The organism is Burkholderia sp. LS-044 (genome assembly GCF_004803625.1).
GTDB classification, from domain to species: Bacteria; Pseudomonadota; Gammaproteobacteria; order Burkholderiales; family Burkholderiaceae; genus Burkholderia; species Burkholderia cepacia.
Map to the genome: position 1 here is coordinate 256,542 of NZ_SSWO01000010.1, position 25,673 is coordinate 282,214.

Genomic DNA, 25,673 nt, shown 5'->3' on the forward strand with positions numbered 1-25,673 from the left:
CGCCGGCCGCGTCTCGCGCTCAGGCCATCAGTTCGCGAACGAAGTCGAGAAACACCCTCACCTTCGCCGAGACGAGGTTTGACGCGTGGTGATACGCGTAAAGCGGAAACGTCTCGTCCGCCCATTCCGGCAACAGCAGCACCAGCCGCCCTTCAGCCAGGATGTCCCGCGCATAGAGCTCCAGCAATTGCGCAATCCCCGCGCCGCCCAGGCACGCACCGAGCAGCATGCCCGTATCGTTGACCATCAGCCGGCCAGCGGCATCGAACGGCACCACTTCCTTGCCGCGATGGAATTCCCATTCGAACGGCCGCCCCGTCACCGGGTCGCGGATCAGCACGCAACGGTGCCCGTCCGCGAGGTCGCGCGGATGCCGCGGTTCGCCATGACGCGCGACATAGGCGGTCGACGCGCAGGTGAGCACGCGCGTTTCCAGCAGCAGCCGCGCACGATATGACGACGGTTCCGGAATGCCGAATCGCACGGCCACGTCGAACCCGTCGGCGACGAGGTCGCCCATCCGGTCGCGCACGCTGATCTCGACGGACAGGTCGGGGAAGCGCTCGAGAAACTCGGCCATCTTCGGCGCCAGCACGTAGTGGCCGAAGGTCGCGTCGACATTGACGCGCAGCCGCCCCCTGACACGCGCCTTCGACTGGCCGGCGTCGATCGCCGCCTCCTCGATGCCGGCCAGCAGCGGCGCGACCGCCTCATAGAAACGCCGGCCCTCGTCGGTCAGCGTGATCGCGCGCGCCGTGCGGTTGAAGATCCGGATGCCGACGCGCTCTTCCAGCCGGGCGACGGCACGGCTCACCGCCGGCTGCGTCAATCCCATCGCTTCGCCGGCCCGCGCGAAGGTGCCGGCCTCGATCACCGCGGAGAGCACGCCGATCCCGCTCAAAAGCCTGCTGTCGAATGCCATAAGACATACTTTTAGTCATTCTTGATCTTCTCATTATTCATTATTTTTATTGACCGAGGAAGCCTACATTAGTCCTGTCGCCGGATCGCTCGGCACTCACGAACCAAGGAGCAGGACATGAGCACATCGGAACAGGTCGCCCTCGTCACGGGTTCATCGCGCGGCATCGGCGCGGAAATCGCGCGCCAGCTCGCCCGGGACGGCTTCCGGGTCATCGTCAACTATGCCGGGAGCGCCGGCCCGGCCCGCGAAGTGGTCGACGCGATCGTCGCCGACGGCGGCCATGCCGTCGCGGTGCAGGCGAACGTCGCCGACCCGGCGGCCGTCGCCGCGCTGTTCGACGCCGCGCAAGCTGCATTCGGCGGCGTGGATGTCGTGGTCAATTCCGCGGGCGTGATGAAGCTGGCGACCATCGCCGACTGCGACGATGCGCTCTTCGACGAAACGATCGCCACCAACGTGAAAGGCACGTTCAACGTATGCCGCGAAGCGGCCAGGCGGGTGCGCGACGGGGGACGCATCATCAACCTGTCGACCAGCGTGATCGGCATGCGCATGCCGACTTACGGCGTGTACGTCGCCAGCAAGGCGGCAGTCGAAAGCCTGACGCAGGTGCTCGCGCAGGAAATGCGCGGGCGCGGCGTCCGCGTGAATGCCGTCGCGCCGGGACCGGTCGCGACCGAGTTGTTCTTGCAGGGCAAGAGTCCCGAACTCGTCGATCGGCTCGCGAAGCTGAACCCGCTCGAGCGGCTCGGCCAGCCCGACGACATCGCGCGCGTCGTCGCATTCCTCGCCGGCCCCGACGGCGCGTGGATCAACGGCCAGATCCTGCGCGCCAACGGCGGCATGTGCTGACGGGCCGCCTGCCTCGCCCCCCCGCTTACCGGAGATCGATCATGAAGGAAGTCATTCTCGTCACGGGTGCGTCCAGCGGCTTCGGCCTGCTGACGGCCCAGGCGCTCGCCCGCGCCGGCCATACCGTCTACGCGTCGATGCGCGAAAGCACCGGCCGCAACGCGCCGCGCGTCGCCTCCATTGCCGCCTACGCGCAGGAGCACGGGGTCGACCTGCGCACCGTCGAGCTCGACGTCGGCGACGACGCGTCCGTCGGTGCCGCCATCGATCGCGTGATCGCGGACAACGGCCGCCTGGACGTCATCGTCCACAATGCCGGCCACATGGTGTTCGGTCCGGCCGAAGCGTTCACGCCCGAGCAGATCGCCCAGCTCTACGACATCAACGTCGTGTCGACCCAGCGCGTCAACCGCGCGGCGCTGCCGCACCTGCGCCGTCAGGGCCGCGGCCTGCTCGTCTGGGTGTCGTCGTCGTCCGCACGCGGCGGTACGCCGCCGTTCCTCGCCCCTTACTTCGCCGCGAAGGCCGCGATGGATTCGCTCGCGGTGTCCTATGCCGCCGAACTCGCCCGCTGGGGTATCGAGACGTCGATCGTCGTGCCGGGCGCCTTCACCCAGGGCACGAATCACTTCGCCCACGCGGGCAAGCCGGCCGATGCGGCCGTGCAGGCCGCCTACGACGACGGCCCCTATGCGGGCGTCGCCGGGCAGGCACTGCAGGGCCTCGCCGCGCTCGAACCGGCAGACGCCGATGCCGGCACCGTCGCGACGGCGATTGCCGACATCGTCGCCGCACCCGCCGGCAAGCGCCCGTACCGCGTATTCGTCGATCCGTCGCAGGACGGCGCGGAGGAAGTGTTCCGCGTCGGCGATCGCGTCCGCCGCGAGATGTTCAGGAACATCGGCCTCGCCGACCTGCTGGCCGCCCGCGTCGGCAGTTGATCCGGTGCGCGCCCGGCGCGCATCAGCGCGGCTCGCAGAACCCGAGGATCGCTTCCGCAACCGCCGCCGGCGCCTCGCGCTGCGGAAAGTGGCCGACGCCGTCCAGCACCTGCCGCGCGTAGCGGCCCGCGAAGAAGCGCTCACGCCCGGCCGAGCTGTCCGGGTGATTGCAGGTATCCGCGCCGCCGTGCAGCACCAGCGTCGGCAATGCCAGCACCGGCGCGGGATTCAGGCGCGCGTCGTCATCGGCATGGGCCGGCGTGCCCGGCACGAATCCCCACCGATGCCGATACGAATGCAGGACGACGTCGATCCAGTCGGGCCCGTCGAACGCGTCTGCCGCCGCCTCGAAATCGCCGTCGCGATACCAGCCCGGTGGCGACCACGTGTCCCACATCAGACGGGCAAACGCGCGGCGATCGTCGCGCAACGCCTGCTCGCCGCGCGGCGTCGCCATGAACCAGTGATACCAGTAATTGCGCGCCTGCTGCAGCGACAGCGGCTGCCCGGGGTCGTTGGTGCCGTATCCGACCGACAGCATCACGAGATGCGATGCGGCGTCATCGCGCAGCCCGCACGCGTTCGCGGCCGCCCGGGCGCCCCAGTCGTGCCCGACCAGCACGGGCCGCTCGAGACCGAGCGCATCGACGAAGTCGAGCACATCTCGTCCGAGCGCCGCGAGCTGGCCGCTGCGCGGCACGGATGCGTCACGAAAGCGCGTCGGCGCAAAGCCGCGCAGCGCAGGCGCGAGCACGCGGTAGCCGCGCGCGGCAAGGGTCGCCGCCACGGCGTCCCAGCCGATCGGGCTGTCCGGCCAGCCGTGCAGCAGTACCGCCACGCGCTCGCCGCGCGGGTTCCATTCGAGATAGGCAATATCGAGCGACGCGGTCGTCGCATGTGCGTAGGTCGTCATCGTGCACTCCGTTGGGTCGATCCGAGTGCACGATGGTAGGCCGGTCGTTCATCACGATTCGCGGAGTATCATTGTTCACTCTTCGCGTATTGTGTTGAATCGAACCATGGAACCGCTGACCGATCCCGCGTCGACCGCGCTCGACATCACGCTGCTGCGCACCTTCCTCGAAGTCGTCGACAGCCGCGGGTTCGCGCCGGCCGCGGAACGGCTTGCGTTGACGCCGTCGGCGGTCAGCGGCCACATCAAGCGGCTCGAGCAGGCAGCCGGCACGGTGCTGCTCGCGCGCACGACGCGCCGCATCGCGCTCACGCCGGCCGGCGACACGCTGTACGCGTACGCGCGCAACATCGTCGACATGGAGCGCGAAGTGCGCGCGAGGCTGCGCGGCGCGCCGGCGCACGGGCCGCTGCGGGTCGGCGCGTCGGAGGATTTCGCGGGTGCGTGGCTGCCGCACGTGCTGCGCACGTTTCGCGACCGCCACCCGCGCACGTCGATCGAACTGAAGGTCGGCATCACCGCGTCGCTGCTGCGCGAGCAGACGCTCGGCCGGCTCGACGTCGTGTTCGGCAAGCAGTGCCGGCAGGTCGACACGCCGGGCGAACTGCTGTGGGAAGAGCCGCTCGTGTGGGCGTTCGCGTCGGATCGCACGCTCGACGCCGAAGGTGAGGTGCCGCTCGCGCTGTTTCCGCAGCCGTGCGTTTATCGCGAAGCCGCCGTCGCGGCACTCGCCGCCTCGCTGCGCCCGTTTCGCGTGCTGTTCGAGAGCGGCAGCATGGCCGGCTGCGTGTCCGCCGCGCTCGCCGGCTTCGCGGTCACCGCGCTGGCGCGCAGCCAGCTGCGCGACGGCTTGCGCGAATGCGGGCCGCAAGACGGTCTGCCGGCACTCCCGGCCGCGCGCTTCTACGCGTTCGCGGCAAAACCGGACGGCGCGGGTGCGGCGTTGATCGATGCGGTGCGGGATACCGGGCGCAGCCGGCGGTTCGCGGCGCCGCCCGGCTGAACCCGGCGCGGCGGCACGCGACGCGAACCGCGCGCCGGTCAGTCGCCCTCTCCGTCCTCCCGGCCCTCCCCACCTCTCGTCAGCGCGCTCGCCATCAGCTCGCCGAACCACTCGACGAATGCATTGAGCCGGCGCGAACGATGGCGCCGGTGCGGATACACGGCCGACACGTCCATCGGCGCGGCCCGATGGCCCGGCATCACCTCGACCAGCGCCCCGCTGTCGAGCAGATGCTCGACATCGAAGCGCGGAATCTGGATCAGCCCCATCCCGGCGATGCAGCTGGCGATATAGGTTTCGGCGTTGTTGACGATCACGCGGCTCGGCAGCGTGAGGGTGTACCGCTGGCCGTCCGAGCAGTATTCCCAGTCGAGTTCACGCCCGGTCGTCGGCGACGCATAACCGATCGCCCAGTGTCCGTGCGCGAGCGCATCCGGATGCTCGGGCACGCCGCATTCGCGCAGGTAGTCGGGGCTCGCGCAGTTGATCAGCGTGAACTGCCCGAGCGGCCGCACGACGAGACTGCTGTCCGCGAGCCGCCCGACGCGGATCGCGCAGTCGACGCCCTCCTGCACCAGATCGATCGACCGATCCGTCGAGCCGAGCGACAGTTGCAGCTTCGGGTGACGGCGAAACAGCGACGGCAGCGCGGGCGCCACCATGCGCCGCGCGATCCGGCTCGGCACGTCGACGTTCAGCCGGCCGATCACGTCGCGGTCGCGGCGGCGGAACAGGCGGTCGAGTTCGTCGGCTTCCGCGAGCAGGCGCCGGCCGCGTTCGAGCAGCAACGCGCCGTCGGCAGTCAGCTGCACCTGGCGCGTCGTGCGATGCAGGAGGCGCGTGCCGAGCCCCGTCTCGAGCTGCTGGACGGCCGCCGACACGGTCGCGCGCGGCACGTCGAGTGCGTGTGCGGCCTTGATGAAGCTGCCCATCTCGGCAACCTGCAGGAAGATTCTGACCTGATCCAGCTTGTCCATCGGCAGGGAGCGTAGGTTCGGAAGCGCGTCGTCGCCGGATGTCGCGCGTCGCGGCAAGGTCCGGCGGCACAGAAAAACGGGCGCGCAGCCGCGAGGCCGCGCGCCCGTCCATTGTCCACGCAAACGCGCCATTGCGGTGCACGCCGCACCCCGCGACGTCCGCCGAAGCGGCGCGTTGCCCGAACGATTACTTGGTCGATTACTTGGTCGTGTAGCCGCCGTTGATCAGGATCGTCTGGCCCGTGATCCACCAGCCGTCGGTGACGAGATGGCGAATGAACGGCACGACGTCCTCGATGTCGGTCAGGCCCGTCTTGCTGAACGGCGACAGCGCGGCCGCCGTCTTGTGATACGCGACCGCATCGGCGCCCTCGGCCGGATAGAAGAACGGCGTGTCCATCGGACCCGGCCCGACGGCCGTCACCGAGATCCCGCGCGCGCCGTATTCCTTCGACGCCGCACGCGTGAAATGCTCGACCGGCGCCTTCGATCCTTCGTACGCCGCATAGAACGGCGTGAACGCGCCGAGCAGCGACGTCACGAGCGTGACGAGTTTGCCGTGATCCTCGAGGTGCCGCCCCGCTTCCTTGATGAAGAAGAACGCCGACTTGCTGTTGACCGCGAACATCTCGTCGTACTCGGCCTCGCTGATCTCGGTGAACGGCTTCTTCAGCACCTTGCCGACCGTGTTGATCGCGATGTCGATCTTGCCGAAGCGCTGTTTAGCGTCGTCGAACAGCTTCTCGACCGCGGCGGCCGTCGTCAGGTCGCCCTGGAACGTGGCAGCCTCCGCGCCGGCCGCGCGCACCGCGGCGGCCGTCTCCTCGGCCTGTGCCTGAGATGCGGCGCTGTTGTAATGAATTGCCACTGCCTTCGCGCCGTGGCTCGCCAAATCCCGGGCGATCAGGCCGCCGAGATTCTTTGCGCCGCCTGCGATCAGGACGACCTTGTCTGCGAGCGTATGAATTGCCACGGTGGACTCCTTTTCTCGATGAACGAATCCTGGAGTGTAGGCACGCGCGACGCACCGGTCAGCCGGTCGCGGCTGGATGGATTATCCAGAAAATCGGTCCAATCGCCGCAAGGCAATGTGGCCTGCCGCACCGACAAAATTTCCGGAATCGCCACTCGATTCCGCGGATGCCGGCCGGCTCAGCGCGCGTACAGCGCCGCGTCGATCTTGCCGAGCAGCCATTGCATGCCGGCCAGATGCTGCTGGTCGTGGCTGCACAGGTAGTGGACGAGCCCGCGCACGGTCAGCGAGCCGTAACCGTCGAACGCCCCGGTGCGTGCGAGCTGCTCGGGCGTGAGGCGCGCCACGAGGTCCAGCGTCTCGCGCCGTGCTTCGCGGATCGCCGCGAGCACGTCGGACGCATACGCGTCGTTGTAGCGGCGCTCGATCGCGAGCGCGTCGCCATCGATCGACACGAGCAGCGGCCGGTCTTCCTCGAGCATCCGCCGCAGCCGCACGTGATAACCGTCGGTCTCGATGTCGCGCACGTGGCAGAGCTGTCCGAGCGGCGAAAAGTGCTCGCTCGGGATTCCGGTCCAGTCGTCGGGCGTCCAGCGCGCGTAGCCGTCGGGGACGGCCGCGAAATGAGCTTCGAGCTGACGGGGAAAATCGGCGAGTGCGTCGAGCGTCGTCGGATTCATGCGGGACTCCCTGTCGAATGGAAGCGACGGCAGCCCTGGCACGGGCCTGCCGCCGCCGTTGCGTCACGTCACTTCACGCTGAAGCCGTACGCGCCCTGCGTGCGGTGCCCGTCGGTCGCGACGGCCACCCATTTCACCGTATAGGCGCCCGTGCCGACCGCCGTGAGCGGCACCGTCATCCGCTTGCGGTTCGACGCGTCGATGCGCGCACGGCCGTCCGACACCGTCTTGCCGTTGCCGTCGACGACGACGATCGAGCTGAACGCCGGCTCCAGCGGCTCGGTGAAGTCGATCGTGACGGCAGCCGGTGCGACGGCCACTGCCGCGCCTGCCGCCGGGTCGCTCTTCGCGAGATGCGCGTGCGCGAACGCAACCGACGAGACGGTTGCGGCGAGGATGACGGCGGCAGCCTTGCGGCCGAACGGGAACGAAGCGAAAGGCATGGACTTTCCGTGAAGAATGAACGGGCGCCGCACCCCGCGCGGCGTACCGGCAGCTTACCAGCGCATGCGGGTTCACGCCGGCCGCGCGCCGCCGCTTGATAGAATGCGCGCGCTATGGATCTCGAAAGCATTCTCTACACCCAGGGCTTCGGCTCGCGCCGCCAGTGCCGCGGCCTGATCGAAGCGGGCCGCGTCAGCGTGGCGGGCGCGCGCGCGGCCGACCCCGACGCCGCGTTCGATACCGACGGCCTTGTGTTCTCGGTCGACGATACGGCGTGGCCGTTCCACGCGCGCGCGTATCTCGCGCTCAACAAGCCGGCCGGCTACGAGTGTTCGCGCGATCCGCAACACCACGCGAGCGTGTTCAGCCTGCTGCCCGCGCCGCTCGTCGCGCGCGGCGTGCAGTGCGTCGGACGTCTCGACCAGGACACGACGGGCCTGCTGCTGCTGTCGGACGACGGCCAGTTCGTGCACGCGTACACGTCGCCGAAGCGCAAGGTGCCGAAGACCTACGTGGCCACCGTGCGCCATCCGCTCGACGATGCGCAGCTGAATGCGCTGCGCACCGGCGTGCAGCTGCACGGCGAGCCGAAGCCGATCGCGGCGGTCGCCGCCGACGCGCGCGCACCGCACGCGCTCGCGCTGACCGTCCTCGAAGGCAAGTATCACCAGGTCAAGCGCATGGTCGCGGCGGCGAGCAATCGCGTCGAAGCGCTGCATCGCGAAAGCATCGGCGGCTTCGCGCTGCCGGGCGATCTCGCCCCAGGTGCGTGGCGCTGGCTCGATGACGCCGACCTTTCAGCGCTGCGCAATTCCGTCGAAACCCTGTAAGGGAAAATCCGCACGACCGTTCGACGTCCGGCCGCATCCCTGCCGCATGTTCCCCCGCTATACTGAAATGACAAGCTGTACGAGCAGCGATGCAGGGGAGACATCATGAACATCAACCATACTTTCGAACTGTCGTACATGATGATCGCGTTCGCGGTCATCGGTGTCATCGTGATCGGCGGCCTGCTGGCCGCGATGCACCTGAAGCACAAATATCATCCGAACCTGATTGGCGCGCTGATCGGCGCGCTGCTGTGCTTCCTGCTGATCGAGGCATTACCGGCGCTGACCTGACGCGCTGCCCGGCGCGAGCGTTTGAAGGAAATCGTCTACGGTCGGATACCGCAACGTCACGCACAATTCGGCCTTGAGCCGTGCGTTGGACAGGCGCCGCGACTCGCGCATGAACGACAGCAGGGTCGGTTCGAGCTGACGCTCGGCGTCGGCGCGGCTGACGCGTGGCGGCCTCGGCAGGCCCAGCGCCTGCGCGACCCGGTCGAAATACTCCCCCATCCGCAGTTCGCTGTCGTCCGACGCGTGCACGGCGCGCGCCGGCTTGCCGCGTTCGGCCGCGCGGCGCAGGATCGCCGCGAGATCGTCCGCGTGGATGTGGTTCGTGTAGACGTCGTCGGCCGGCTCGAGTGCCGGCGTGCCGCGCTCGAGCCGTGCGACCGGCAGGCGGTTCGCCGCGTAGATGCCCGGAATGCGCACGATGCGCGCGGACAGCACGCCGCGCACCGTCGCCGCGCGCAGTTGCCGCTCCGCCGACACGCGTCGGAACGCGCGCGGATTCGCGGGGCGCAAGGGCTGCGTCTCGTCGATGCGCGCGCCGCCGCAGTCGCCGTATACGCCCGTCGTGCTCGCGTAGACGAGCCTCGGCGCGCGAAGGCCGTCGGGTACAATACGCGCTCCCCGAACGGGTGCGCCGGCCTGCCGTGCAGCGGTGCGCAGCGTTCGGAGCCGGCCGACCGCCGGTGCCGGCGGAGTCGATGGACGACGTGCGGGCACGGTCGTTGCGGCGATCAGCGCACGCGTGCGCCGGTCGTCGCGGCCGTCGGATTGCGGCGGCGCGAGATGCAGGATCGTGCGGGCCAGGCCCGCGAGGCGGCCGAGCGTCGCCCGGCGATCGAGGTCGCCGACGATCGGCGTCGCGCCCGCGGCACGCAGTTCGTCGCGGCGGGCCGGGTGGCTCGTCAGCGCGAAGATCCGCAGGTTGCGATGCGTGTCGCGCCATTGCGCGACGCAGCGCATGCCGACGTCGCCGCAGCCGACGATCAATGCGCGCGGCCGGCGCAGGATTCGAGTCGCGATCATGTTGGTTGCGAAATCAGTAGCCACCGTTGCGCGACGCGCAACGGGCTTGCATTGTAGCTGCCGTGCTCGACATGCACGGTCCCCACATTTTGTTCTAGTTTGGTTCTATGGCATTCAACGTCACTCTCAAGCAAAGCGGCCGGCAATTCCAGGTCGAGTCGGATGAAACCGTGCTGGCGGCTGCGCTGCGCCAGAACGTCCATCTGCCGTACGGCTGCAAGAACGGCGCGTGCGGCTCCTGCAAGGGCCAGATCGTGTCGGGCCAGATCGAACAGGGCCCGCACGCCGCGTCGGCGTTGTCCAACGACGAGCGCACGCGCGGCCTCGCGCTGCTGTGCTGCTCGAAGGCGCAGTGCGATCTCGAAATCGACGTGCGCGAAATCGCCGGCGTCGACGGCGTGCAGGTCAAGAAGCTGCCGTGCCGGATCGCCGCGCTCGAACGCAAGGCCGACGACGTGATGGTCGTGAAGCTGCAGTTGCCCGCCAACGAACGCCTGCAGTATCTCGCGGGCCAGTACGTCGAGTTCATCCTGAAGGACGGCTCGCGCCGCAGCTACTCGATGGCGAACGCGCCGCACGAGGAAGGCCCGATCGAGCTGCACATCCGCCACATGCCGGGCGGCAAGTTCACCGACCACGTGTTCGGCGCGATGAAGGAGCGCGACATCCTGCGCTTCGAGGGCCCGCTCGGCACGTTCTTCCTGCGCGAGGATTCCGACAAGCCGATCGTGCTGCTCGCATCCGGTACGGGCTTCGCACCGATCAAGGCGATCATCGAGCACGTGAAGCACACGGGCATCACGCGCCCGATGACGCTCTACTGGGGCGCGCGCCGCAAGAAGGACATCTACCTCGACGAGCTCGCCGAGCAGTGGGCACGCGAGATCCCGAATTTCAAGTACGTGCCGGTGCTCTCCGAGCCGGACGCCGGCGACCAGTGGACGGGCCGCACCGGCTTCGTCCATCGCGCGGTGATCGAGGATCTGCCCGACCTGTCGGGCTACCAGGTGTACGCGTGCGGCGCGCCGGTGATGGTCGAATCCGCGCAGCGCGACTTCACGCAGCACCACGCGCTGCCGGCTGACGAGTTCTACGCCGACTCGTTCACGAGCGCCGCCGATCTCGCGCATCCGGTCTGACACCCGCGCACCCGCGTCCCGCGTTGCGCACCGCGATGTCACATCCGTGGCATCGCGGCGGTTTACAGTGAGGCGCGGGATGCCTTATGCTTGCGCACATGAACTGCTTCCTGTCCGCCCTTCGACGTCGCCGCTCGCCGCTCCGCCCGGATGCCGCAGACTCGTCACGGACTCGCGCGTAACCCCCACACCGCCTCACCGGTTACGCACAAGCTGTTCGACCCACCAGCCACGGCCTTCCGTGGCTTTTTTATTGCCTGTTTCCCTTTCAACGCCCGCTGGAGTCTGCTGCCATGCCCCTGAACGATTATCCGATCGACTCGCTGATGTACATCACGAACCGCCCCGACATCGTGTTTACGCACGGCAAGGGTTCGTGGCTCTACGATCACACGGGCAAGCGCTATCTGGACTTCATCCAGGGCTGGGCCGTCAACAGCCTCGGCCACTGCAACGACGGCATCGTCGAAGCACTGAAGACGCAGGCGGAAAAGCTGCTGAACCCGTCGCCCGCGTTCTACAACGAACCGATGGCGAAGCTCGCGGGCCTGCTCACGCAGCACAGCGTGTTCGACAAGGTGTTCTTCACGAACAGCGGCGCGGAGGCAAACGAAGGCGCGATCAAGCTCGCGCGCAAGTGGGGCCGCAAGTTCAAGAACGGCGCCTACGAGATCATCACGTTCGACCACAGCTTCCACGGCCGCACGCTCGCGACGATGTCGGCCAGCGGCAAGCCGGGCTGGGACACGATCTACGCACCGCAGGTGCCGGGCTTCCCGAAGGCCGAGCTCAACGACATCAACTCGGTCGAGAGGCTGATCACCGACAAGACCGTCGCGGTGATGCTCGAGCCGATCCAGGGTGAAGGCGGCGTGATTCCGGCGACGCGCGAATTCATGCAGGCGCTGCGCGCGCTGACGAAGCAGCACAACCTGCTGCTGATCGTCGACGAGGTGCAAAGCGGCTGCGGCCGCGCGGGCACGCTGTTCGCGTACGAGCTGTCCGGCATCGAGCCGGACGTCATGACGCTCGCGAAAGGCATCGGCGGGGGCGCTCCGCTCGGCGCGCTGCTGTCGAAGGCCGAGGTCGCGGTGTTCGAGGCCGGCGACCAGGGCGGCACGTACAACGGCAACCCGCTGATGACGGCGGTCGGCTATTCGGTGATCTCGCAGCTCGTCGCGCCCGGCTTCCTCGAAGGCGTGCGCGCGCGCAGCGAATACCTGAAGCGCAAGCTGCTCGAGCTGTCGGAAGAGCGCGGCTTCGAAGGCGAACGCGGCGAAGGCCTGCTGCGCGCGCTGCTGCTCGGCAAGGACATCGGCCTGCAGATCGTCGAGAAGGCACGCGACATGCAGCCCGACGGCCTGCTGCTGAACGCCGCGCGGCCGAACCTGCTGCGCTTCATGCCCGCACTGAACGTGACGACCGAAGAGATCGACCAGATGATGGCGATGCTGCGGTCGGTTCTCGACACGCTCTGAGGAGAGCCCGCCGATGGATGCCGCCGCCGATGCTGTCGCAATCCGCCCGTTCGAACGCGCCGACACCGATGCCGTGCTCGCGGTATGGCGCGACGCGTTCCCGCAGTACGACGAAGCCAGTGCGCCGCCGCACCGCGATCCGATGCGATCGATCGAGCTGAAGCTCGCGACGCAGCCGGAGCTGTTTTTCGTCGCGACCAGCGGCGCACGCGTCGTCGGCACGCTGATGGCGGGTTTCGACGGACATCGCGGCTGGCTCTACTCGTTCGGCGTATCGAACGACGCGCGGCGGCTCGGCATCGGCCGCGCGCTGATCGCGCATGCGGAACGCGCGCTCGCCGCGCGCGGCTGCCTGAAGATCAACCTGCAGGTGCTGCCGGGCAACGACGATGCGTGCCGCTTCTACGCGGCGCTCGGCTACCGCGTCGAGGAACGCATCTCGTTCGGCAAGACGCTGCCGGCCGCATGACGCGAAAGCCGGCCGCCGGCGATCTCAGCGCGTGATCGGCCCCGCGCCCGGCAGCGGATTGCCGAGCGCGTCGGTCGGCACGGCCTGCTGCTCGAACGCGGCGAAATATGCGGCCCACTGCGTGTCGCTCACGCGCACGATCAGCGCGCCGTCCTGCCAGATGTCGTTGTGGTCGTTGTGGTCGTCGCCCGCACGGTGCACGTAGTTCGAGCCGGTCGAACCCTGGTTCATGTGCGTGTCGTGGATGCCGTTGCCTTCGGCATACGAGCGGCCGAACACGACGACGTCGAGCCCCTGCGACTGCGCGGCGTTCACGAGCCGCAGCAGCGACGGGATCGGCTCCGGATTCTCCGTGCCGTCCATCACGGCGCTCGCGCGCCACGCTCCCGTTTCGTTCAGGATGTCGCTGCGCAGGTAGTCGAGCGCGGGCAATGCGGCCTGCCCCGTCAGGTCGGTATAGCCTTCGGCCGCGGCCGCGAGCGTCTGCGTGATCGGGTGGTGGAAATCGTAGACGAGCTTGTAGTTCAGCAAGTCGTCCGCGTCGCTGGTGCCGACGTTGATCGCGACGTCCCAGTTGCCGCCCGGCAACGCCAGCGTCAGGTGGATGTGATACTGGATCTCGCTGCCGTGCGGCGAGCCCTTCAGCTTCGCCACCGATGTCACCTTCGCCTTCACGAAACCGTAGTCCAGACTCATGCGTGCTCTCCGTGTCCCGATGGGCCGTCGATGCTACACGGCCCGTGTGTCGGTTTGCAGGCGACCGGCGTCGGGCGACCGGCGTCGGGCGACCGGCTTCGGGCGACCGGCTTCGGGCGGCCCTGCCCCATCGTTCCCGCGTCGCGTGCGCGGCGCAACAGTCGAATGGAGTCGCGCCCGCACGCACAAGTTCGCCCCGGATCGCATGACACGAAAAAAAAGGCTGTCACGGCATCCCGTGACAGCCTTTCGATAGCCCGTGCGCGACGCGCCCGGCACCTGCCGTCGCGCGCCACCGGGCCCGCTCATTCACTCACTCATTCACCGAGATACGCGGCACGCACCTTCGGATCGTCGAGCATCTGCTTCGCATCGCCTTCCATCGTGACCGTGCCCGAATCCATCACGTAGCCGCGGTCGGCCGCCTGCAGCGCGAGGCGTGCGTTCTGCTCGACGAGCAGCACCGTGATGCCCTCCTTCGAGATCTCGCGCACCACTTCGAAGATCTTCTCGACCATGATCGGCGACAGGCCCATCGACGGCTCGTCGAGCAGCAGCAGCTTCGGCTTCGACAGGATCGCGCGCGACATCGCCAGCATCTGCTGCTCGCCGCCCGACAGCGTGCCCGCGAGCTGCGTCGCACGCTCCTTCAGACGCGGGAAGAAGCCGAACATGCGGTCGACGTCCTTCTTTATCTGCTCGGTGTCATTGCGCAGGTACGCACCCATCTGCATGTTCTCGACGATCGACATCCGCGCGAAGATCCCGCGACCTTCCGGCACCATCGCGAGGCCGCGCTTGAGCAGCTCGTGGGTCGGCACGCCCTTGATCGACTTGCCGTCGTACTCGATGTCGCCCGCCGAATACGGCTTGAGACCCGTGATCGCCTTCATCGTCGTGGTCTTGCCTGCGCCGTTCGCGCCGATCAGCGTCACGAGCTCGCCCTGACGGACTTCCATGTCAACGCCCTTGACGGCCTGGATGCCGCCGTAGTTGACCTGCAAGCCCTTGATTTTCAACATTGCCGCTGCCATCAGTGCACCCCTGCGCCGAGATATGCCTCAATCACCTTCGGATTCTTCTGCACGTCCTGCGGCAGACCCTCGGCGATCACCTTGCCGTAATCGAGCACCGTCATCCGGTTGCACAACCCCATCACGAGCTTCACGTCGTGCTCGATCAGCAGAATCGTGCGGCCGTCCGAGCGGATCTTGTCGAGCAGGCGCGTGAGTTCGACCTTTTCGGTCGCGTTCATCCCGGCCGCCGGCTCGTCGAGCGCGAGCAGCTTCGGGTCGGTCGCCAGCGCGCGCGCGATCTCGAGACGGCGCTGGTGGCCGTACGAGAGGTTGCGCGACGTGTAGTCGGCGTACTGCAGCACACCGACGTATTCGAGCAGCTCGATCGCGCGTTCCTTGATCTCGCGCTCTTCCTGGCGTTCGGCCGGCGTCTGGAACACCGCGCCGAGCAGCCCGTGCTTGGTACGCACGTGGCGGCCCACCATCACGTTCTCGAGGGCCGTCATCCCGCCGAACAGGCGGATGTTCTGGAACGTGCGCGCGATGCCCGTCTTCGCGACCTGATGCACCGCGGTCGGCTTGTATTCCGAGCCGTCGAGCTTGAACTCGCCGGAGTCCGGCGTGTAGAGGCCCGTGATCACGTTGAAGAACGTCGTCTTGCCGGCGCCGTTCGGGCCGATCAGCCCGTAGATCTCGCCTTCCTTGATCTCGAGGCCGACGTCGGACAGCGCCTGCAGGCCACCGAAGCGCTTGTTCACGCCCTTGACGGACAGTCGGATTTGCTTGTCGCTCATGTGTATATCCCCTGTGTCCGTAGGTTAAGCGCGCACCGGCTTCTTGCTGTTGCGCTTCGCCAGTTTCGCGATCTTGTCCTCATGCTTCGGCGCGGGCCACAGGCCTTCCGAGCGGTACAGCATGATGACCACCATCGCGAGGCCGTACAGCGCCTGACGGATCACTTCCGTATCGACGACGTCGTGACCGAACAGCGCATGCTGCAGCGGGCTCATCGTCGAGCGCAGGAATTCCGGGAAGATCGCGAGCAGCACCGCGCCCAGGATCACGCCCGGGATGTGGCCCATGCCGCCGAGCACCACGCAGGCGAGCACGACGATCGATTCCCAGAACGTGAACGACTCGGGCGACACGAAGCCCTGGAACGCACCGAACATCGCGCCCGACAGGCCGCCGAACGACGCGCCCATCGCGAACGCAAGCAGCTTCACGTTGCGGGTGTTGATGCCCATCGCCTTCGCCGCGATTTCGTCTTCGCGGATGGCTGCCCAGGCACGGCCGATACGCGAGTGCTGCAGGCGCGTACACACCCAGATCACCAGCAGCGAGCACAGCACGAACAGGTAGTAATACATGTAGACCGACGGCAGCTGCAGGCCGAACAGCGAGTGCGTCTGCGACAGGTTGAAGCCGCCGACGTGCACCGGATCGATGCCCGTGATCCCCTTCGGGCCGTTGGTGATGTTCACCGGACGGTCGAGGTTGTTCATGAAGATCCGGACGATTTCACCGAAGCCCAACGTCACGATCGCCAGGTAGTCGCCGCGCAGGCGCAGCGTCGGCGCGCCGAGCAGGATCCCGAAGGTCGCCGCCAGCGCCATCGCGATCGGCACGATGATCAGGAACGGGATGTGCAGGCCGTTCGGCGCGAGCGCCGCGATCCACTCGAACTGCGAGGTCAGGTGCGGCGAGCTCAGCAATGCCGCCGTGTACGCGCCCACCGCGTAGAACGCGATGTAGCCGAGGTCGAGCAGGCCGGCGAAGCCGACCACCACGTTCAGGCCCAGCGCGAGCATCACGTACAGCATCGCGAAGTCGAGCACGCGGACCCAGTAGTTGCCGCCGGCCGAGCCGATGATGATCGGCGCGGCGATCACGAACGCAGCGGTCAGGATGCCGATGATGACGGTCTTGGCGGTGTTGCGCTCTTCGACGAGCGACGTCGAGGATTCAATCGGTTGAATGGATGTCATGTTGTTTGCTCCCTTCCGTTACGCGCGATCCGCGACACGTTCGCCCAACAGGCCGGACGGACGGAACACCAGCACGATGATCAGCACGACGAAGGCGAACACGTCCTGGTAGTTACTGCCGAATACACCGCCCGTGAGGTTGCCGATGTAGCCGGCCCCGAGCTGCTCGATCAGGCCGAGCAGCACGCCGCCGACCATTGCGCCGCCGAGGTTGCCGATCCCGCCCAGCACCGCGGCCGTGAATGCCTTCATGCCGGGGATGAAGCCCATGTAGAAGTGCACGTTGCCGTATTCGGACGCGATCATCACGCCGGCCAGCGCGGCGAGCGCGGAGCCGATCATGAACGTCGCCGAGATCACGAAGTTCGGGTTCACGCCCATCAGGCTCGCGGTGTTCGGGCTTTCGGCGATCGCGCGCATCGCGCGGCCGAGCTTGGTCTTGTGCACGAGCAGCAGCAGGCCGCCCATCACGATGAACGCCACCGCGATGATCACGATTTCAGTAACCGAGATCACGGCGCCGGGCGTCGTGTCGGTCGCCTTGATCACGTTGATCGGATCGGTCGGCAGCAATTGGGGGAACGGCAGCGGGTTGCGCGACCAGATGATCATCGCGGCGGTCTGCAGCAGGATCGACACGCCGATCGCGGTGATCAGCGGGGCGAGGCGCGGTGCGCGGCGCAGCGGCCGGTATGCGACCCGCTCGATCGTGAAGCCGACGAACGCACAGACGACGGCGGCGATGCCCAGGCCGATCGTCAGCGTCGCGACGTTGCCGAGTCCGGGGAAATGGTTCTGCAGCACGGTGATGGCCGACAAGGCGACCATCGCGCCGATCATCAGCACGTCGCCGTGCGCGAAGTTGATGATGCCGAGAATGCCGTACACCATCGTGTAGCCCAACGCGATGATGGCGTAGACACTGCCGAGCACCAGCCCGTTGAGAACCTGCTGGACGAAAATATCCATTTAAAGCTCCTTGGCCCGTGCTGCCGGAGGACGGTGCGCCCCGCGGGTAAGCGAGGAATCGCGCCTTCTCGGCGACACTGCGGGTACTAGTCGATACCGGTAAGGGTGGATCGTCCCGGCGCGCGCCGCCCGGCCTGTACGGCCGGACTTGCCGCCGGAGCGGATACAGAAACGGCACCGCACTGTTCCGGTGCCGTCATGAGTCCCGTCGCTAAATCGTCACGACATCGAGGACGGTGTTCGTGGCCTCCTTGAAGTCGTAGGGCAGCATGCCGAGACGGCCATCGTCCGGTTGCCCGGCATCCGTGCCTTTTCCCGTCCGGTGCGAGGCGAGCCCCGCATCCGGGCAGATCGGATTCCGTGTCGCGCCGCCCCGCGAGGCACCGCGAACGCCGTGCCCGACATTCGTCAGGACTGCGTCGGAATCCATCGTACGAATCAGGCCGCGCGCCGCGACACCATTGCTCGCGGCAACGCGCTGTTTCGTCGAATCGAAATGAAAGGGGGCCGGCGACATCGGCACGCTGCCCGCAGCGCCGGGCACCATGGCCGGCCTGCGTCGATCGGCGCGCACGGTCGCTGTCACGCCACGACCGGCGGCTTGCTGCATTGCAACCTGCGTGCCCGCTGCCTGACCGTTCGCCAGGCCAAGCGCGTTGATTTCCTCGATCGCCAAACGTGCCCCGTTTTCCTTGTCCTTGCCCAATTGCGCGATGCGGCACGCGAACGGTGCCGCACGAACGGTTCCGGCGACGCGCACGCCGCTGGCCGGCGGTGCCGCGAACACCGCAGCCTCCCTCCCCGCCCCGCCGTCGCTCTTTTTGCTGCAGCCGGCAAGCATTGCAACCGGTGCGGCGACGGACACGGCGTAAGCCAACTTCACATGCATCGAATGGTCTCCCGCGCCTTGCCAAAACCCGATTTCAAAGCCATTCAGGCCTGAAAACGGGCGCATTGTAACTCCATTTATAGGACGCCAATAATCCTGATTCGATGGGGTTTTCCTGCATTGCAACCAATTTTGAGAGACGCTTGAAAACGACAGGAGCAACCCGGTTGCACCATGAATGCGGAGAATGGTTGCGATTGCAATTCCGACGGGTAAAAAAAAGCGCGCCGGGAGGCGCGCTTCGGTGTGTCCGCAGGTGCGCTGCGTCAATCACGCGGCGGGCGGCAGGTTCAACCCGCGCGGCAGCGGAAACGACACGTTTTCCTCGATGCCTTCGAGCGCGCGGACGTTGCGCACACCGAGCTCGCGCAGGCGCGCGATCACGGCCTGGGCGAGCACTTCGGGTGCCGACGCGCCGGCCGTCACGCCGATGCGGCGCTTGCCCGCGACCCATGCCGGGTCGATCTGGTCGGGTGCATCGACCATGTAGGCGTCCACGCCGCGCTTCTCGGCCACTTCGCGCAGGCGGCTCGAATTCGAGCTGTTCGGGCTGCCGACGACGATCACGACGTCGCATTGCGGCGCCATGAACTTCACTGCGTCCTGGCGGTTCTGCGTCGCGTAGCAGATGTCCTGCTTCTTCGGCTCGCGGATTTTCGGATACTTGGCCTTCAACGCGCCGATGATCTCGGCTGCATCGTCGACGGACAGCGTCGTCTGCGTGACGAGCGCGATGCGCTCGGGATCGGCGAGCTCGAGCTTCTGCACGTCCTCGACGCTCTCGACGAGATGCATGCCGCGTTCGACCTGCCCCATCGTGCCTTCGACTTCCGGATGGCCCTTGTGGCCGATCATCACGATGTCGACGCCGTCCTGGCGCATCTTCGCCACTTCGACGTGCACCTTCGTGACGAGCGGGCAGGTTGCGTCGTAAATGCGCAACCCGCGCACGTCGGCCTCGTCGCGCACGGCCTTCGACACGCCGTGCGCACTGAAGATCACGGTATTGCCGGCCGGCACTTCCTCGAGTTCCTCGACGAAGATCGCGCCTTTCTTCTTCAGATCCTCGACCACGTACTTGTTGTGGACGATTTCGTGACGAACGTAGATCGGCGCACCGTGCATCGCGATTGCGCGCTCGACGATCTCGATCGCGCGATCGACACCCGCGCAAAAACCGCGCGGCTGGGCCAACAGGATTTCGGCGTCGGCTGCGACGGTCTGCCCGGACAGCGTATCGGTGGTGCTCATGATTACAGGATTCCGATGATTTTCACTTCGAACGTGAGCGCTTGGCCCGCGAGCGGATGATTGAAGTCGAACAGTGCCGAGGTTTCGCTGACTTCCTTCAGCACCCCCGCGTACCGGCCGCCGTCCGGCGCATTGAACTCGATCAGTTCGCCCGGCGTGAAATCGTCGCCGACCATCCCGTTCTCGCGCAGCGTCGACAGCGTGACGCGCTGGAGCATGTCGGGATTGCGGGGACCGAACCCCTGTTCGGGCGTTAGCTGAAAAGTCGAATGGTCGCCGACCCTGAGCCCGATCAGAATCTGTTCCAGCGACGGCGCCAGTTGCCCCGCGCCGAGCAGCAGCGTGGCCGGCTTGTCGGTGAAGGTGTTGACGATGTCGGCGCCGTCGGCCAGTGCCAGCCGGTAATGCAACGTGACGTGGGAACCGGGCTTCACTTCGGATAGATCGATGAGGCTCATGAATTACTCGTTCGGTCGGCGCCCGATACGGCCGAAAGGCCCGGCGCAAAGCCAATATTGTAAGTCACCTGAGCGCGCAAGGCGGAAAGTGCGACGACGTCGCGCACACCGCCCGCCGCCAATGGAGTTTCGAGCATGCTGTCACCCTGCCTCACCCCGTCGCCCGTCGAATGCCGCGACACCGCCGATCTGCCTGCCGCTCCGCCCGGCCGCGGCCTCCCGATCCGCCGGCGCAAGCGCCGCCCGCGCGACTGGCGGCCCGAGCGGCCGCGCGAGCGATTGCTGGAGCGCGGGTCGGCCGCGCTGACCGACGACGAACTGATCGCCCTGCTGCTCGGCACCGGCAAGCCGGGGCACGACGTGTTCGTCACGGCCCGCGCGCTGGTCGGGCAGTTCAAGACGTTGCGCGGGCTGCTCGAGGCAACCGCCGACGATTTCGAGGCGCACCCCGGCATCGGCCCCGCGCGCTCCGCGCGGCTGGTTGCGGTCACCGAGATCGCGCGGCGCGTGCTGAAGGAGAAAGCGCGCGAGAAGAGGCTGATCGATTCGCCCGGCGCGGTCGAGGACTATCTGCGGATGAAGATCGGTGCGCGCCCGCACGAAGTGTTCGCCGCGGTCTACCTCGACGCGCGCCATGGCCTGATCGACACCGAGGAAATCACGCGCGGCTCGCTGACGCGCATGGCCGTCTACCCGCGCGAGATCGTACGCCGCGCGATGGTGCACAACGCCGCGGCGCTGATCGTCGCGCACAACCATCCGTCCGGCGCGGTACAGCCGAGCGCGGAGGATCGGCGCCTGACCCGCGTGCTGCACGACGCGCTCGCGCTCGTCGACGTTCAGCTGCTCGATCACGTCGTCATCGGCACCAGTGATACTTTTTCGTTCGCACGGGCCGGTTGGCTGTAGACTGTGCGGTTGCGGCCCGCCTGAGGGCGCCGCAACGGCGATGCGAAATTAGGTTTGATTTTTCTGAACTTTTTCTGCTAGAATCGCCGTCTGTCTTTTTTCCAACCAGTTCTAGCCATCGAAGGGCCTTGTCTGTAAGGGCTTCGGCGTTCTGAGTGCAGCCATGGATCACGTGGCGGTACGATGGAACCTTCATCGGCGATCGAACCCCGAATTTAGCGTATTAGGAGTGCTCTCATGGCACGCGTATGCCAAGTAACTGGGAAAGCGCCGATGAGCGGCAACAACGTTTCCCACGCCAACAACAAGACGAAGCGCCGCTTCCTGCCGAACCTGCAAAACCGCCGGTTCTGGGTGGAGAGCGAAAACCGCTGGGTGCGCCTGCGCGTCTCGAACGCCGGCCTGCGCCTGATCGACAAGAACGGCATCGATTCCGTGCTCGCTGACCTGCGCGCACGCGGCGAAGCCTAAGCCCAAGGAGCACAATCATGGCAAAAGGCGCACGCGACAAGATCAAGCTCGAGTCGACCGCTGGTACGGGTCACTTCTACACGACCACGAAGAACAAGCGCAACATGCCGGAAAAGATGGCGATCAAGAAGTTTGATCCCGTCGTCCGCAAGCATGTGGAATACAAAGAAACCAAGATCAAGTAATCTCCGGTTTCTGCCAGCCTGACGGCGACCGAAAAGCCCCGCACATGCGGGGCTTTTTGTTTTGCGCGCACGCTCCGGCGCGACGCGGTATGCTCTCCCCTTTCCGCGGCTGCGGCCGCCGGAACGCACAAGATCAAAAGCGTAACGATGGAGATGCAGCATGAAATTCGACGTGGCGATCGTCGGCAGCGGCCTGGCAGGGCTGTCGGTCGCACTCAACCTGGCCAGCACGCGACGTGTCGCGCTGATCGCGAAACGTTCGATGATGGAGGGAGCAAGCGATAACGCGCAAGGCGGCATCGCGGCCGTCCTCGATTCGGCGGACAGCATCGAGAACCACGTCGACGACACGCTGGTCGCCGGCGGCGGGCTGTGCGACGAAGGCGCGACGCGCTACATCGTCGAGCACGGCCGCGAAGCGATCGAATGGCTGATCTCCCAGGGCGTGCCGTTCACGAAGGACGACGCAGCCGAGCTCGGCTTCCACCTCACGCGCGAAGGCGGCCACAGCCACCGCCGGATCATCCACGCGGCCGACGCGACCGGCCACGCGGTGCTCGCGACGCTGTCGGCGCGGGCGCGCCAGCATCCGAACATTACGTTCTTCGAAAACCACCACGCGATCGACCTGATCACGTCGGATCGCCTCGGCCTGCCCGGCCGCCGCTGTCACGGCCTGTATGCGCTCGACGTCGACAACGACCGCACGATCACGATCGAGGCGCCGCATACGGTGCTCGCGACCGGCGGCGCCGGCAAGGTCTACCTGTATACGACGAACCCCGACACCGCGACCGGCGACGGCATCGCGATGGCGTGGCGCGCGGGCTGCCGCGTGTCCAACATGGAATTCATCCAGTTCCACCCGACCTGCCTGTTCCATCCCTATGCAAAGTCGTTCCTGATCTCGGAAGCCGTGCGCGGCGAAGGCGGCCTGCTGAAGCTGCCCGACGGTACGCGCTTCATGCCCGCGCACGATCCGCGCGCCGAACTCGCACCGCGCGACATCGTCGCACGCGCGATCGACTTCGAGATCAAGAAGCGCGGGATCGACTGCGTGTATCTCGACATCAGCCACCAGCCAGAAGCGTTCCTGCGCGAGCACTTCCCGACGATCCACGCGCGCTGCCTCGAATTCGGCATCGATATCGCGAAGCAGCCGATTCCCGTCGTGCCGGCCGCCCACTACACGTGCGGCGGCGTCGTCACCGATCTCGCCGGGCGCACCGATCTCGCGGGCCTGTATGCGGTCGGCGAAACGTCGTACACCGGGCTCCACGGTGCAAACCGGCTCGCGAGCAACTCGCTGCTCGAATGTCTCGTGATCGGCCGCGCGGCGGCCGACGCGATCGAGGCGGCCGGCTTCGATGCCGAAACGCCCGCCACGCTGCCCGCGTGGGACGAAAGCCGCGTGTCGGATGCGGACGAGGAAGTCGTCGTTGCGCACAACTGGGACGAGCTGCGCCGCCTGATGTGGAACTACGTCGGCATCGTGCGTACCGACAAGCGTCTCGAACGCGCGAAGCACCGGCTGTCGCTGCTGCGCGACGAGATCCAGGAGTACTACGCGAACTTCCGCGTGACGCGCGACCTGCTCGAACTGCGCAACCTCGTCGACGTGGCGACACTGATCGTGAAAAGCGCGTACTCGCGCCGCGAAAGCCGCGGGCTGCACTACAGCCGCGACTGGCCGCACACGCTGCCGAAGGCGCTGCCGAGCGTGCTCACGCCCCGCTCGCGCCGCTGACCGCCACGCCGTTCCCGGCTGCGGCCCACGAAAAAAGCCGCTGGCGTTTGCGCGCCAGCGGCTTTTTTTCGTCAGACGGTATGTCGCGCGGTCAGTCGACGATACGCATCGAATAGTCCGTCGCGCGCACGTCCTTCGTCAGCGCGCCGATCGAGATACGGTCGACACCCGTTTCCGCGAACGCACGCACCGTATCGAAATTGACGCCACCCGACACTTCGAGCACAGCCTTGCCGTTCGCGACACGCACCGCTTCACGCATCATGTCGAGCGTGAAGTTGTCGAGCAGCACCGACTGAGCGCGATGCGCGAGCGCCGTATCGAGTTGCGCGAGCGTCTCGACTTCGACCTGCACGGGCACGCCCGACTCCAGCGCGAACGCCGCGTCGAGTGCCTCGCCGACACCGCCTGCCGCTGCGATGTGGTTCTCCTTGATCAGGATGCCGTCATACAGCGCGAGACGCTGGTTCTCGCCGCCGCCGACACGCACAGCGTATTTCTGCGCGAGCCGCAGGCCCGGCAGCGTCTTGCGCGTGTCGAGGATCTTCGTGCGCGTGCCTTCGACGCGCTCGACGTACCGGCGCGTCGCAGTCGCGACACCCGACAGCAATTGCAGGAAGTTCAGTCCGTTGCGCTCGGCCGTCAGCAGTGCACGCGCCGGCCCTTCGAGTTCGCAGACGGTCGAATCGGGCGTCATCCGGTCGCCTTCGCGATAGCGCCATTCCACGACGATCGCCGGATCGATTCGTGCAATCACGGCCTCGAACCACGGTACGCCGCACAGCACGGCGCCCTCGCGCACGATGATGCGCGCCCGGCGACGCCCGCCGGCCGGCACGAGCCGCCCGGTCTGGTCGCCCGTGCCGACGTCTTCCGCGATCGCATCGGCCACGTTGCGCGTGATCGCATCGTCGAATGCCGCGCCGTATTGCTCGCGGACGACGTCGAACAGCGGGGATACGGCTGCGTTCGTCATGCAGCCCCCACGTTCGCAAACAGTTGCTGGTCGCGCTGCAGATCGCCGCTCGCCTGCACGCGCTTCTTGTGCGCCGCTGCGAAATCGAGCATCCGGTCGATCGGCAGACGTGCACGCTCGCCGATCGCGGGATCGACGAAGATCTCGTTGTGACCGCGTTCGAGCACGTCGGCGAGGTTCGCGAGGCCGTTCATCGCCATCCACGGGCAATGCGCGCAGCTCTTGCAGGTTGCGCTGTTGCCGGCCGTCGGTGCGGCGATGAAGGTCTTGCCGGGCGCCGCAAGCTGCATCTTGTGCAGGATGCCGAGATCGGTCGCGACGATGAAGCGCGTCGCGTCGAACTTCACGGCTGCGTCGATCAATTGCGTCGTCGAGCCGACGACGTCCGCCTGTGCGACGACATTTTCCGGCGATTCGGGGTGGACGAGCACCTTCGCGTCCGGATACTCGGCGCGCAGCAGGTCGAGTTCGATGCCCTTGAACTCGTCGTGGACGAGGCACGAGCCTTGCCACAACAGCATGTCCGCGCCGGTTTTCTTCTGGATGTAGCTGCCGAGATGGCGATCCGGCGCCCAGATGATCTTCTCGCCGCGCGCATGCAGGTCGGCCACGATCTCGAGGCCGATCGACGACGTGACCATCCAGTCCGCGCGCGCCTTCACGGCGGCGCTGGTATTCGCGTAGACGACGACGGTACGGTCGGGATGCGCATCGCAAAACGCCGAGAATTCGTCGACCGGGCAGCCGAGGTCGAGCGAGCAGGTCGCATCGAGGTCGGGCATCAGGATCCGCTTGTTCGGGCTCAGGATCTTCGCGGTTTCGCCCATGAAGCGCACGCCGGCGACGACCAGCGTCTGCGCGTCGTGATCGCGGCCGAAGCGGGCCATTTCGAGCGAGTCGGCGACACAGCCGCCCGTTTCGTCGGCCAGTTCCTGCAATTCGGCGTCGACGTAGTAGTGCGCGACCAGGACGGCCTTTTCACGCACGAGCAGCGCCTTGATACGTGCCTTCAGTGCAGCGCGCTCTTCGGCGGACGGTGCGTCGGGCACCTTGGCCCATGCCTGCCCCACGCCGCAAACGGTCCCTGCTGCGACGGGCCGATCGTATTCGACGGGTTTGATCGTCGATTGCATCTCCATATCTCCTGTCGATCCAAGTTAGCGCTTTAGCGCTTACTTGG

At 66.9% G+C, this 25,673-nt stretch carries 29 protein-coding genes; 12 read left to right on the top strand and 17 right to left on the bottom strand.

Going from position 1 to position 25,673, the window contains the following annotated elements:
- Nucleotides 1-19: 19 nt before the first annotated feature.
- Nucleotides 20-922 (bottom strand): LysR family transcriptional regulator, encoded by a 903-nt coding sequence (locus E9536_RS25625; protein ID WP_119336924.1) that lies wholly within the window; start codon nucleotides 920-922, stop codon nucleotides 20-22.
- Nucleotides 923-1,039: 117 nt separating this feature from the next.
- Between E9536_RS25625 and E9536_RS25630 the strand changes: the two genes are divergently transcribed.
- Both E9536_RS25630 and E9536_RS25635 read left to right on the top strand, forming a co-directional pair.
- Nucleotides 1,040-1,777, top strand: coding sequence for an SDR family oxidoreductase (locus E9536_RS25630; protein WP_060206978.1), 738 nt, complete (start codon nucleotides 1,040-1,042; stop codon nucleotides 1,775-1,777).
- A gap of 41 nt (nucleotides 1,778-1,818) precedes the next feature.
- On the top strand, nucleotides 1,819-2,718 hold the full coding sequence (locus tag E9536_RS25635) for an SDR family oxidoreductase (protein WP_136471102.1): 900 nt from the start codon (nucleotides 1,819-1,821) through the stop codon (nucleotides 2,716-2,718).
- Nucleotides 2,719-2,740: 22 nt separating this feature from the next.
- Here E9536_RS25635 and E9536_RS25640 read toward each other — a convergent pair whose 3' ends face one another.
- Nucleotides 2,741-3,631, bottom strand: coding sequence for an alpha/beta hydrolase (locus tag E9536_RS25640; RefSeq protein WP_136471104.1), 891 nt, complete (start codon nucleotides 3,629-3,631; stop codon nucleotides 2,741-2,743).
- 106 nt (nucleotides 3,632-3,737) lie between these two features.
- Here E9536_RS25640 and E9536_RS25645 point away from each other — a divergent pair, with 106 nt between their 5' ends.
- On the top strand, nucleotides 3,738-4,634 hold the full coding sequence (locus tag E9536_RS25645; RefSeq protein ID WP_124815389.1) for a LysR family transcriptional regulator: 897 nt from the start codon (nucleotides 3,738-3,740) through the stop codon (nucleotides 4,632-4,634).
- Nucleotides 4,635-4,672: 38 nt separating this feature from the next.
- Here the strand turns inward: E9536_RS25645 and E9536_RS25650 are convergent, their stop codons facing one another.
- From E9536_RS25650 to copC, 4 genes are all read right to left on the bottom strand, one after another.
- Nucleotides 4,673-5,611 (bottom strand): LysR family transcriptional regulator, encoded by a 939-nt coding sequence (locus tag E9536_RS25650; protein ID WP_124815392.1) that lies wholly within the window; start codon nucleotides 5,609-5,611, stop codon nucleotides 4,673-4,675.
- A gap of 199 nt (nucleotides 5,612-5,810) precedes the next feature.
- The gene (locus E9536_RS25655) at nucleotides 5,811-6,584 is read right to left on the bottom strand and encodes an SDR family oxidoreductase (protein WP_021160770.1); all 774 of its coding nucleotides are present in this window, start codon (nucleotides 6,582-6,584) and stop codon (nucleotides 5,811-5,813) included.
- A 179-nt stretch (nucleotides 6,585-6,763) separates the two neighbouring features.
- Nucleotides 6,764-7,264: a DinB family protein gene (locus E9536_RS25660; protein WP_124534898.1), complete on the bottom strand. Its 501-nt coding sequence runs from the start codon at nucleotides 7,262-7,264 to the stop codon at nucleotides 6,764-6,766.
- Between the two features lie 68 nt (nucleotides 7,265-7,332).
- Nucleotides 7,333-7,707: a copper homeostasis periplasmic binding protein CopC gene (gene copC / locus E9536_RS25665; RefSeq protein ID WP_136471106.1), complete on the bottom strand. Its 375-nt coding sequence runs from the start codon at nucleotides 7,705-7,707 to the stop codon at nucleotides 7,333-7,335.
- 114 nt (nucleotides 7,708-7,821) lie between these two features.
- Here copC and E9536_RS25670 point away from each other — a divergent pair, with 114 nt between their 5' ends.
- Together E9536_RS25670 and E9536_RS25675 are read left to right on the top strand one after the other, a co-directional pair.
- Entirely contained in the window at nucleotides 7,822-8,538 is a 717-nt protein-coding gene (locus E9536_RS25670) for a 16S rRNA pseudouridine(516) synthase (RefSeq protein ID WP_027786682.1), read from the top strand.
- Between the two features lie 105 nt (nucleotides 8,539-8,643).
- Nucleotides 8,644-8,832: a hypothetical protein gene (locus E9536_RS25675; RefSeq protein WP_027786681.1), complete on the top strand. Its 189-nt coding sequence runs from the start codon at nucleotides 8,644-8,646 to the stop codon at nucleotides 8,830-8,832.
- Here E9536_RS25675 and E9536_RS25680 read toward each other — a convergent pair.
- Entirely contained in the window at nucleotides 8,815-9,852 is a 1,038-nt protein-coding gene (locus tag E9536_RS25680) for an NAD-dependent epimerase/dehydratase family protein (protein WP_059686585.1), read from the bottom strand. The two genes, E9536_RS25675 and E9536_RS25680, sit on opposite strands and share 18 nt — an antisense overlap.
- A gap of 107 nt (nucleotides 9,853-9,959) precedes the next feature.
- Between E9536_RS25680 and E9536_RS25685 the strand changes: the two genes are divergently transcribed.
- The 3 genes from E9536_RS25685 (at nucleotide 9,960) to E9536_RS25695 (ending at nucleotide 12,938) form a co-directional block, all read left to right on the top strand.
- Complete coding sequence (locus E9536_RS25685) at nucleotides 9,960-10,991, top strand: CDP-6-deoxy-delta-3,4-glucoseen reductase (RefSeq protein WP_021160764.1); 1,032 nt, start codon at nucleotides 9,960-9,962, stop codon at nucleotides 10,989-10,991.
- 293 nt (nucleotides 10,992-11,284) lie between these two features.
- Entirely contained in the window at nucleotides 11,285-12,469 is a 1,185-nt protein-coding gene (locus tag E9536_RS25690) for an acetylornithine transaminase (protein WP_136471108.1), read from the top strand.
- A 13-nt stretch (nucleotides 12,470-12,482) separates the two neighbouring features.
- A complete protein-coding gene (locus tag E9536_RS25695; RefSeq protein WP_124534902.1) occupies nucleotides 12,483-12,938 on the top strand; it encodes a GNAT family acetyltransferase in 456 nt (151 codons plus the stop codon).
- 24 nt (nucleotides 12,939-12,962) lie between these two features.
- Here the strand turns inward: E9536_RS25695 and E9536_RS25700 are convergent, their stop codons facing one another.
- The 8 genes from E9536_RS25700 to E9536_RS25735 all read right to left on the bottom strand — a co-directional run bounded on the left by E9536_RS25700 (nucleotide 12,963) and on the right by E9536_RS25735 (nucleotide 20,205).
- Entirely contained in the window at nucleotides 12,963-13,634 is a 672-nt protein-coding gene (locus E9536_RS25700) for a DUF2278 family protein (RefSeq protein ID WP_059686583.1), read from the bottom strand.
- 317 nt (nucleotides 13,635-13,951) lie between these two features.
- Nucleotides 13,952-14,668, bottom strand: coding sequence for an ABC transporter ATP-binding protein (locus tag E9536_RS25705; protein ID WP_027786676.1), 717 nt, complete (start codon nucleotides 14,666-14,668; stop codon nucleotides 13,952-13,954).
- Complete coding sequence (locus E9536_RS25710; protein ID WP_021160760.1) at nucleotides 14,668-15,444, bottom strand: ABC transporter ATP-binding protein; 777 nt, start codon at nucleotides 15,442-15,444, stop codon at nucleotides 14,668-14,670. Before E9536_RS25710 ends, E9536_RS25705 begins: the two co-directional genes overlap by 1 nt.
- Nucleotides 15,445-15,468: 24 nt before the next feature.
- Entirely contained in the window at nucleotides 15,469-16,638 is a 1,170-nt protein-coding gene (locus E9536_RS25715) for an ABC transporter ATP-binding protein (protein WP_027786675.1), read from the bottom strand.
- Nucleotides 16,639-16,656: 18 nt separating this feature from the next.
- Nucleotides 16,657-17,607 carry a branched-chain amino acid ABC transporter permease gene (locus E9536_RS25720; RefSeq protein ID WP_006478051.1) on the bottom strand — a complete coding sequence of 317 codons (951 nt, stop codon included), beginning with the start codon at nucleotides 17,605-17,607 and terminating at the stop codon, nucleotides 16,657-16,659.
- A 211-nt stretch (nucleotides 17,608-17,818) separates the two neighbouring features.
- Nucleotides 17,819-18,562, bottom strand: coding sequence for an amino acid-binding protein (locus E9536_RS25725; protein WP_230947263.1), 744 nt, complete (start codon nucleotides 18,560-18,562; stop codon nucleotides 17,819-17,821).
- Between the two features lie 204 nt (nucleotides 18,563-18,766).
- The gene (ispH, locus tag E9536_RS25730; protein ID WP_021160756.1) at nucleotides 18,767-19,747 is read right to left on the bottom strand and encodes a 4-hydroxy-3-methylbut-2-enyl diphosphate reductase; all 981 of its coding nucleotides are present in this window, start codon (nucleotides 19,745-19,747) and stop codon (nucleotides 18,767-18,769) included.
- Between the two features lie 2 nt (nucleotides 19,748-19,749).
- Entirely contained in the window at nucleotides 19,750-20,205 is a 456-nt protein-coding gene (locus E9536_RS25735) for a peptidylprolyl isomerase (protein ID WP_027786673.1), read from the bottom strand.
- A gap of 135 nt (nucleotides 20,206-20,340) precedes the next feature.
- Between E9536_RS25735 and radC the strand changes: the two genes are divergently transcribed.
- The 4 genes from radC (at nucleotide 20,341) to nadB (ending at nucleotide 23,517) form a co-directional block, all read left to right on the top strand.
- Nucleotides 20,341-21,114: a DNA repair protein RadC gene (gene radC / locus E9536_RS25740; protein WP_124534904.1), complete on the top strand. Its 774-nt coding sequence runs from the start codon at nucleotides 20,341-20,343 to the stop codon at nucleotides 21,112-21,114.
- A 237-nt stretch (nucleotides 21,115-21,351) separates the two neighbouring features.
- Nucleotides 21,352-21,585 carry a 50S ribosomal protein L28 gene (gene rpmB, locus E9536_RS25745; RefSeq protein WP_004186391.1) on the top strand — a complete coding sequence of 78 codons (234 nt, stop codon included), beginning with the start codon at nucleotides 21,352-21,354 and terminating at the stop codon, nucleotides 21,583-21,585.
- A gap of 17 nt (nucleotides 21,586-21,602) precedes the next feature.
- Entirely contained in the window at nucleotides 21,603-21,770 is a 168-nt protein-coding gene (rpmG, locus tag E9536_RS25750; RefSeq protein ID WP_006478046.1) for a 50S ribosomal protein L33, read from the top strand.
- A gap of 160 nt (nucleotides 21,771-21,930) precedes the next feature.
- The gene (gene nadB, locus E9536_RS25755) at nucleotides 21,931-23,517 is read left to right on the top strand and encodes an L-aspartate oxidase (protein WP_027786671.1); all 1,587 of its coding nucleotides are present in this window, start codon (nucleotides 21,931-21,933) and stop codon (nucleotides 23,515-23,517) included.
- A gap of 91 nt (nucleotides 23,518-23,608) precedes the next feature.
- Here the strand turns inward: nadB and nadC are convergent, their stop codons facing one another.
- Together nadC and nadA are read right to left on the bottom strand one after the other, a co-directional pair.
- The gene (gene nadC / locus E9536_RS25760; RefSeq protein WP_136471110.1) at nucleotides 23,609-24,493 is read right to left on the bottom strand and encodes a carboxylating nicotinate-nucleotide diphosphorylase; all 885 of its coding nucleotides are present in this window, start codon (nucleotides 24,491-24,493) and stop codon (nucleotides 23,609-23,611) included.
- The gene (nadA, locus tag E9536_RS25765) at nucleotides 24,490-25,626 is read right to left on the bottom strand and encodes a quinolinate synthase NadA (RefSeq protein ID WP_021160750.1); all 1,137 of its coding nucleotides are present in this window, start codon (nucleotides 25,624-25,626) and stop codon (nucleotides 24,490-24,492) included. Before nadA ends, nadC begins: the two co-directional genes overlap by 4 nt.
- Between the last annotated feature and the right edge of the window lie 47 nt (nucleotides 25,627-25,673).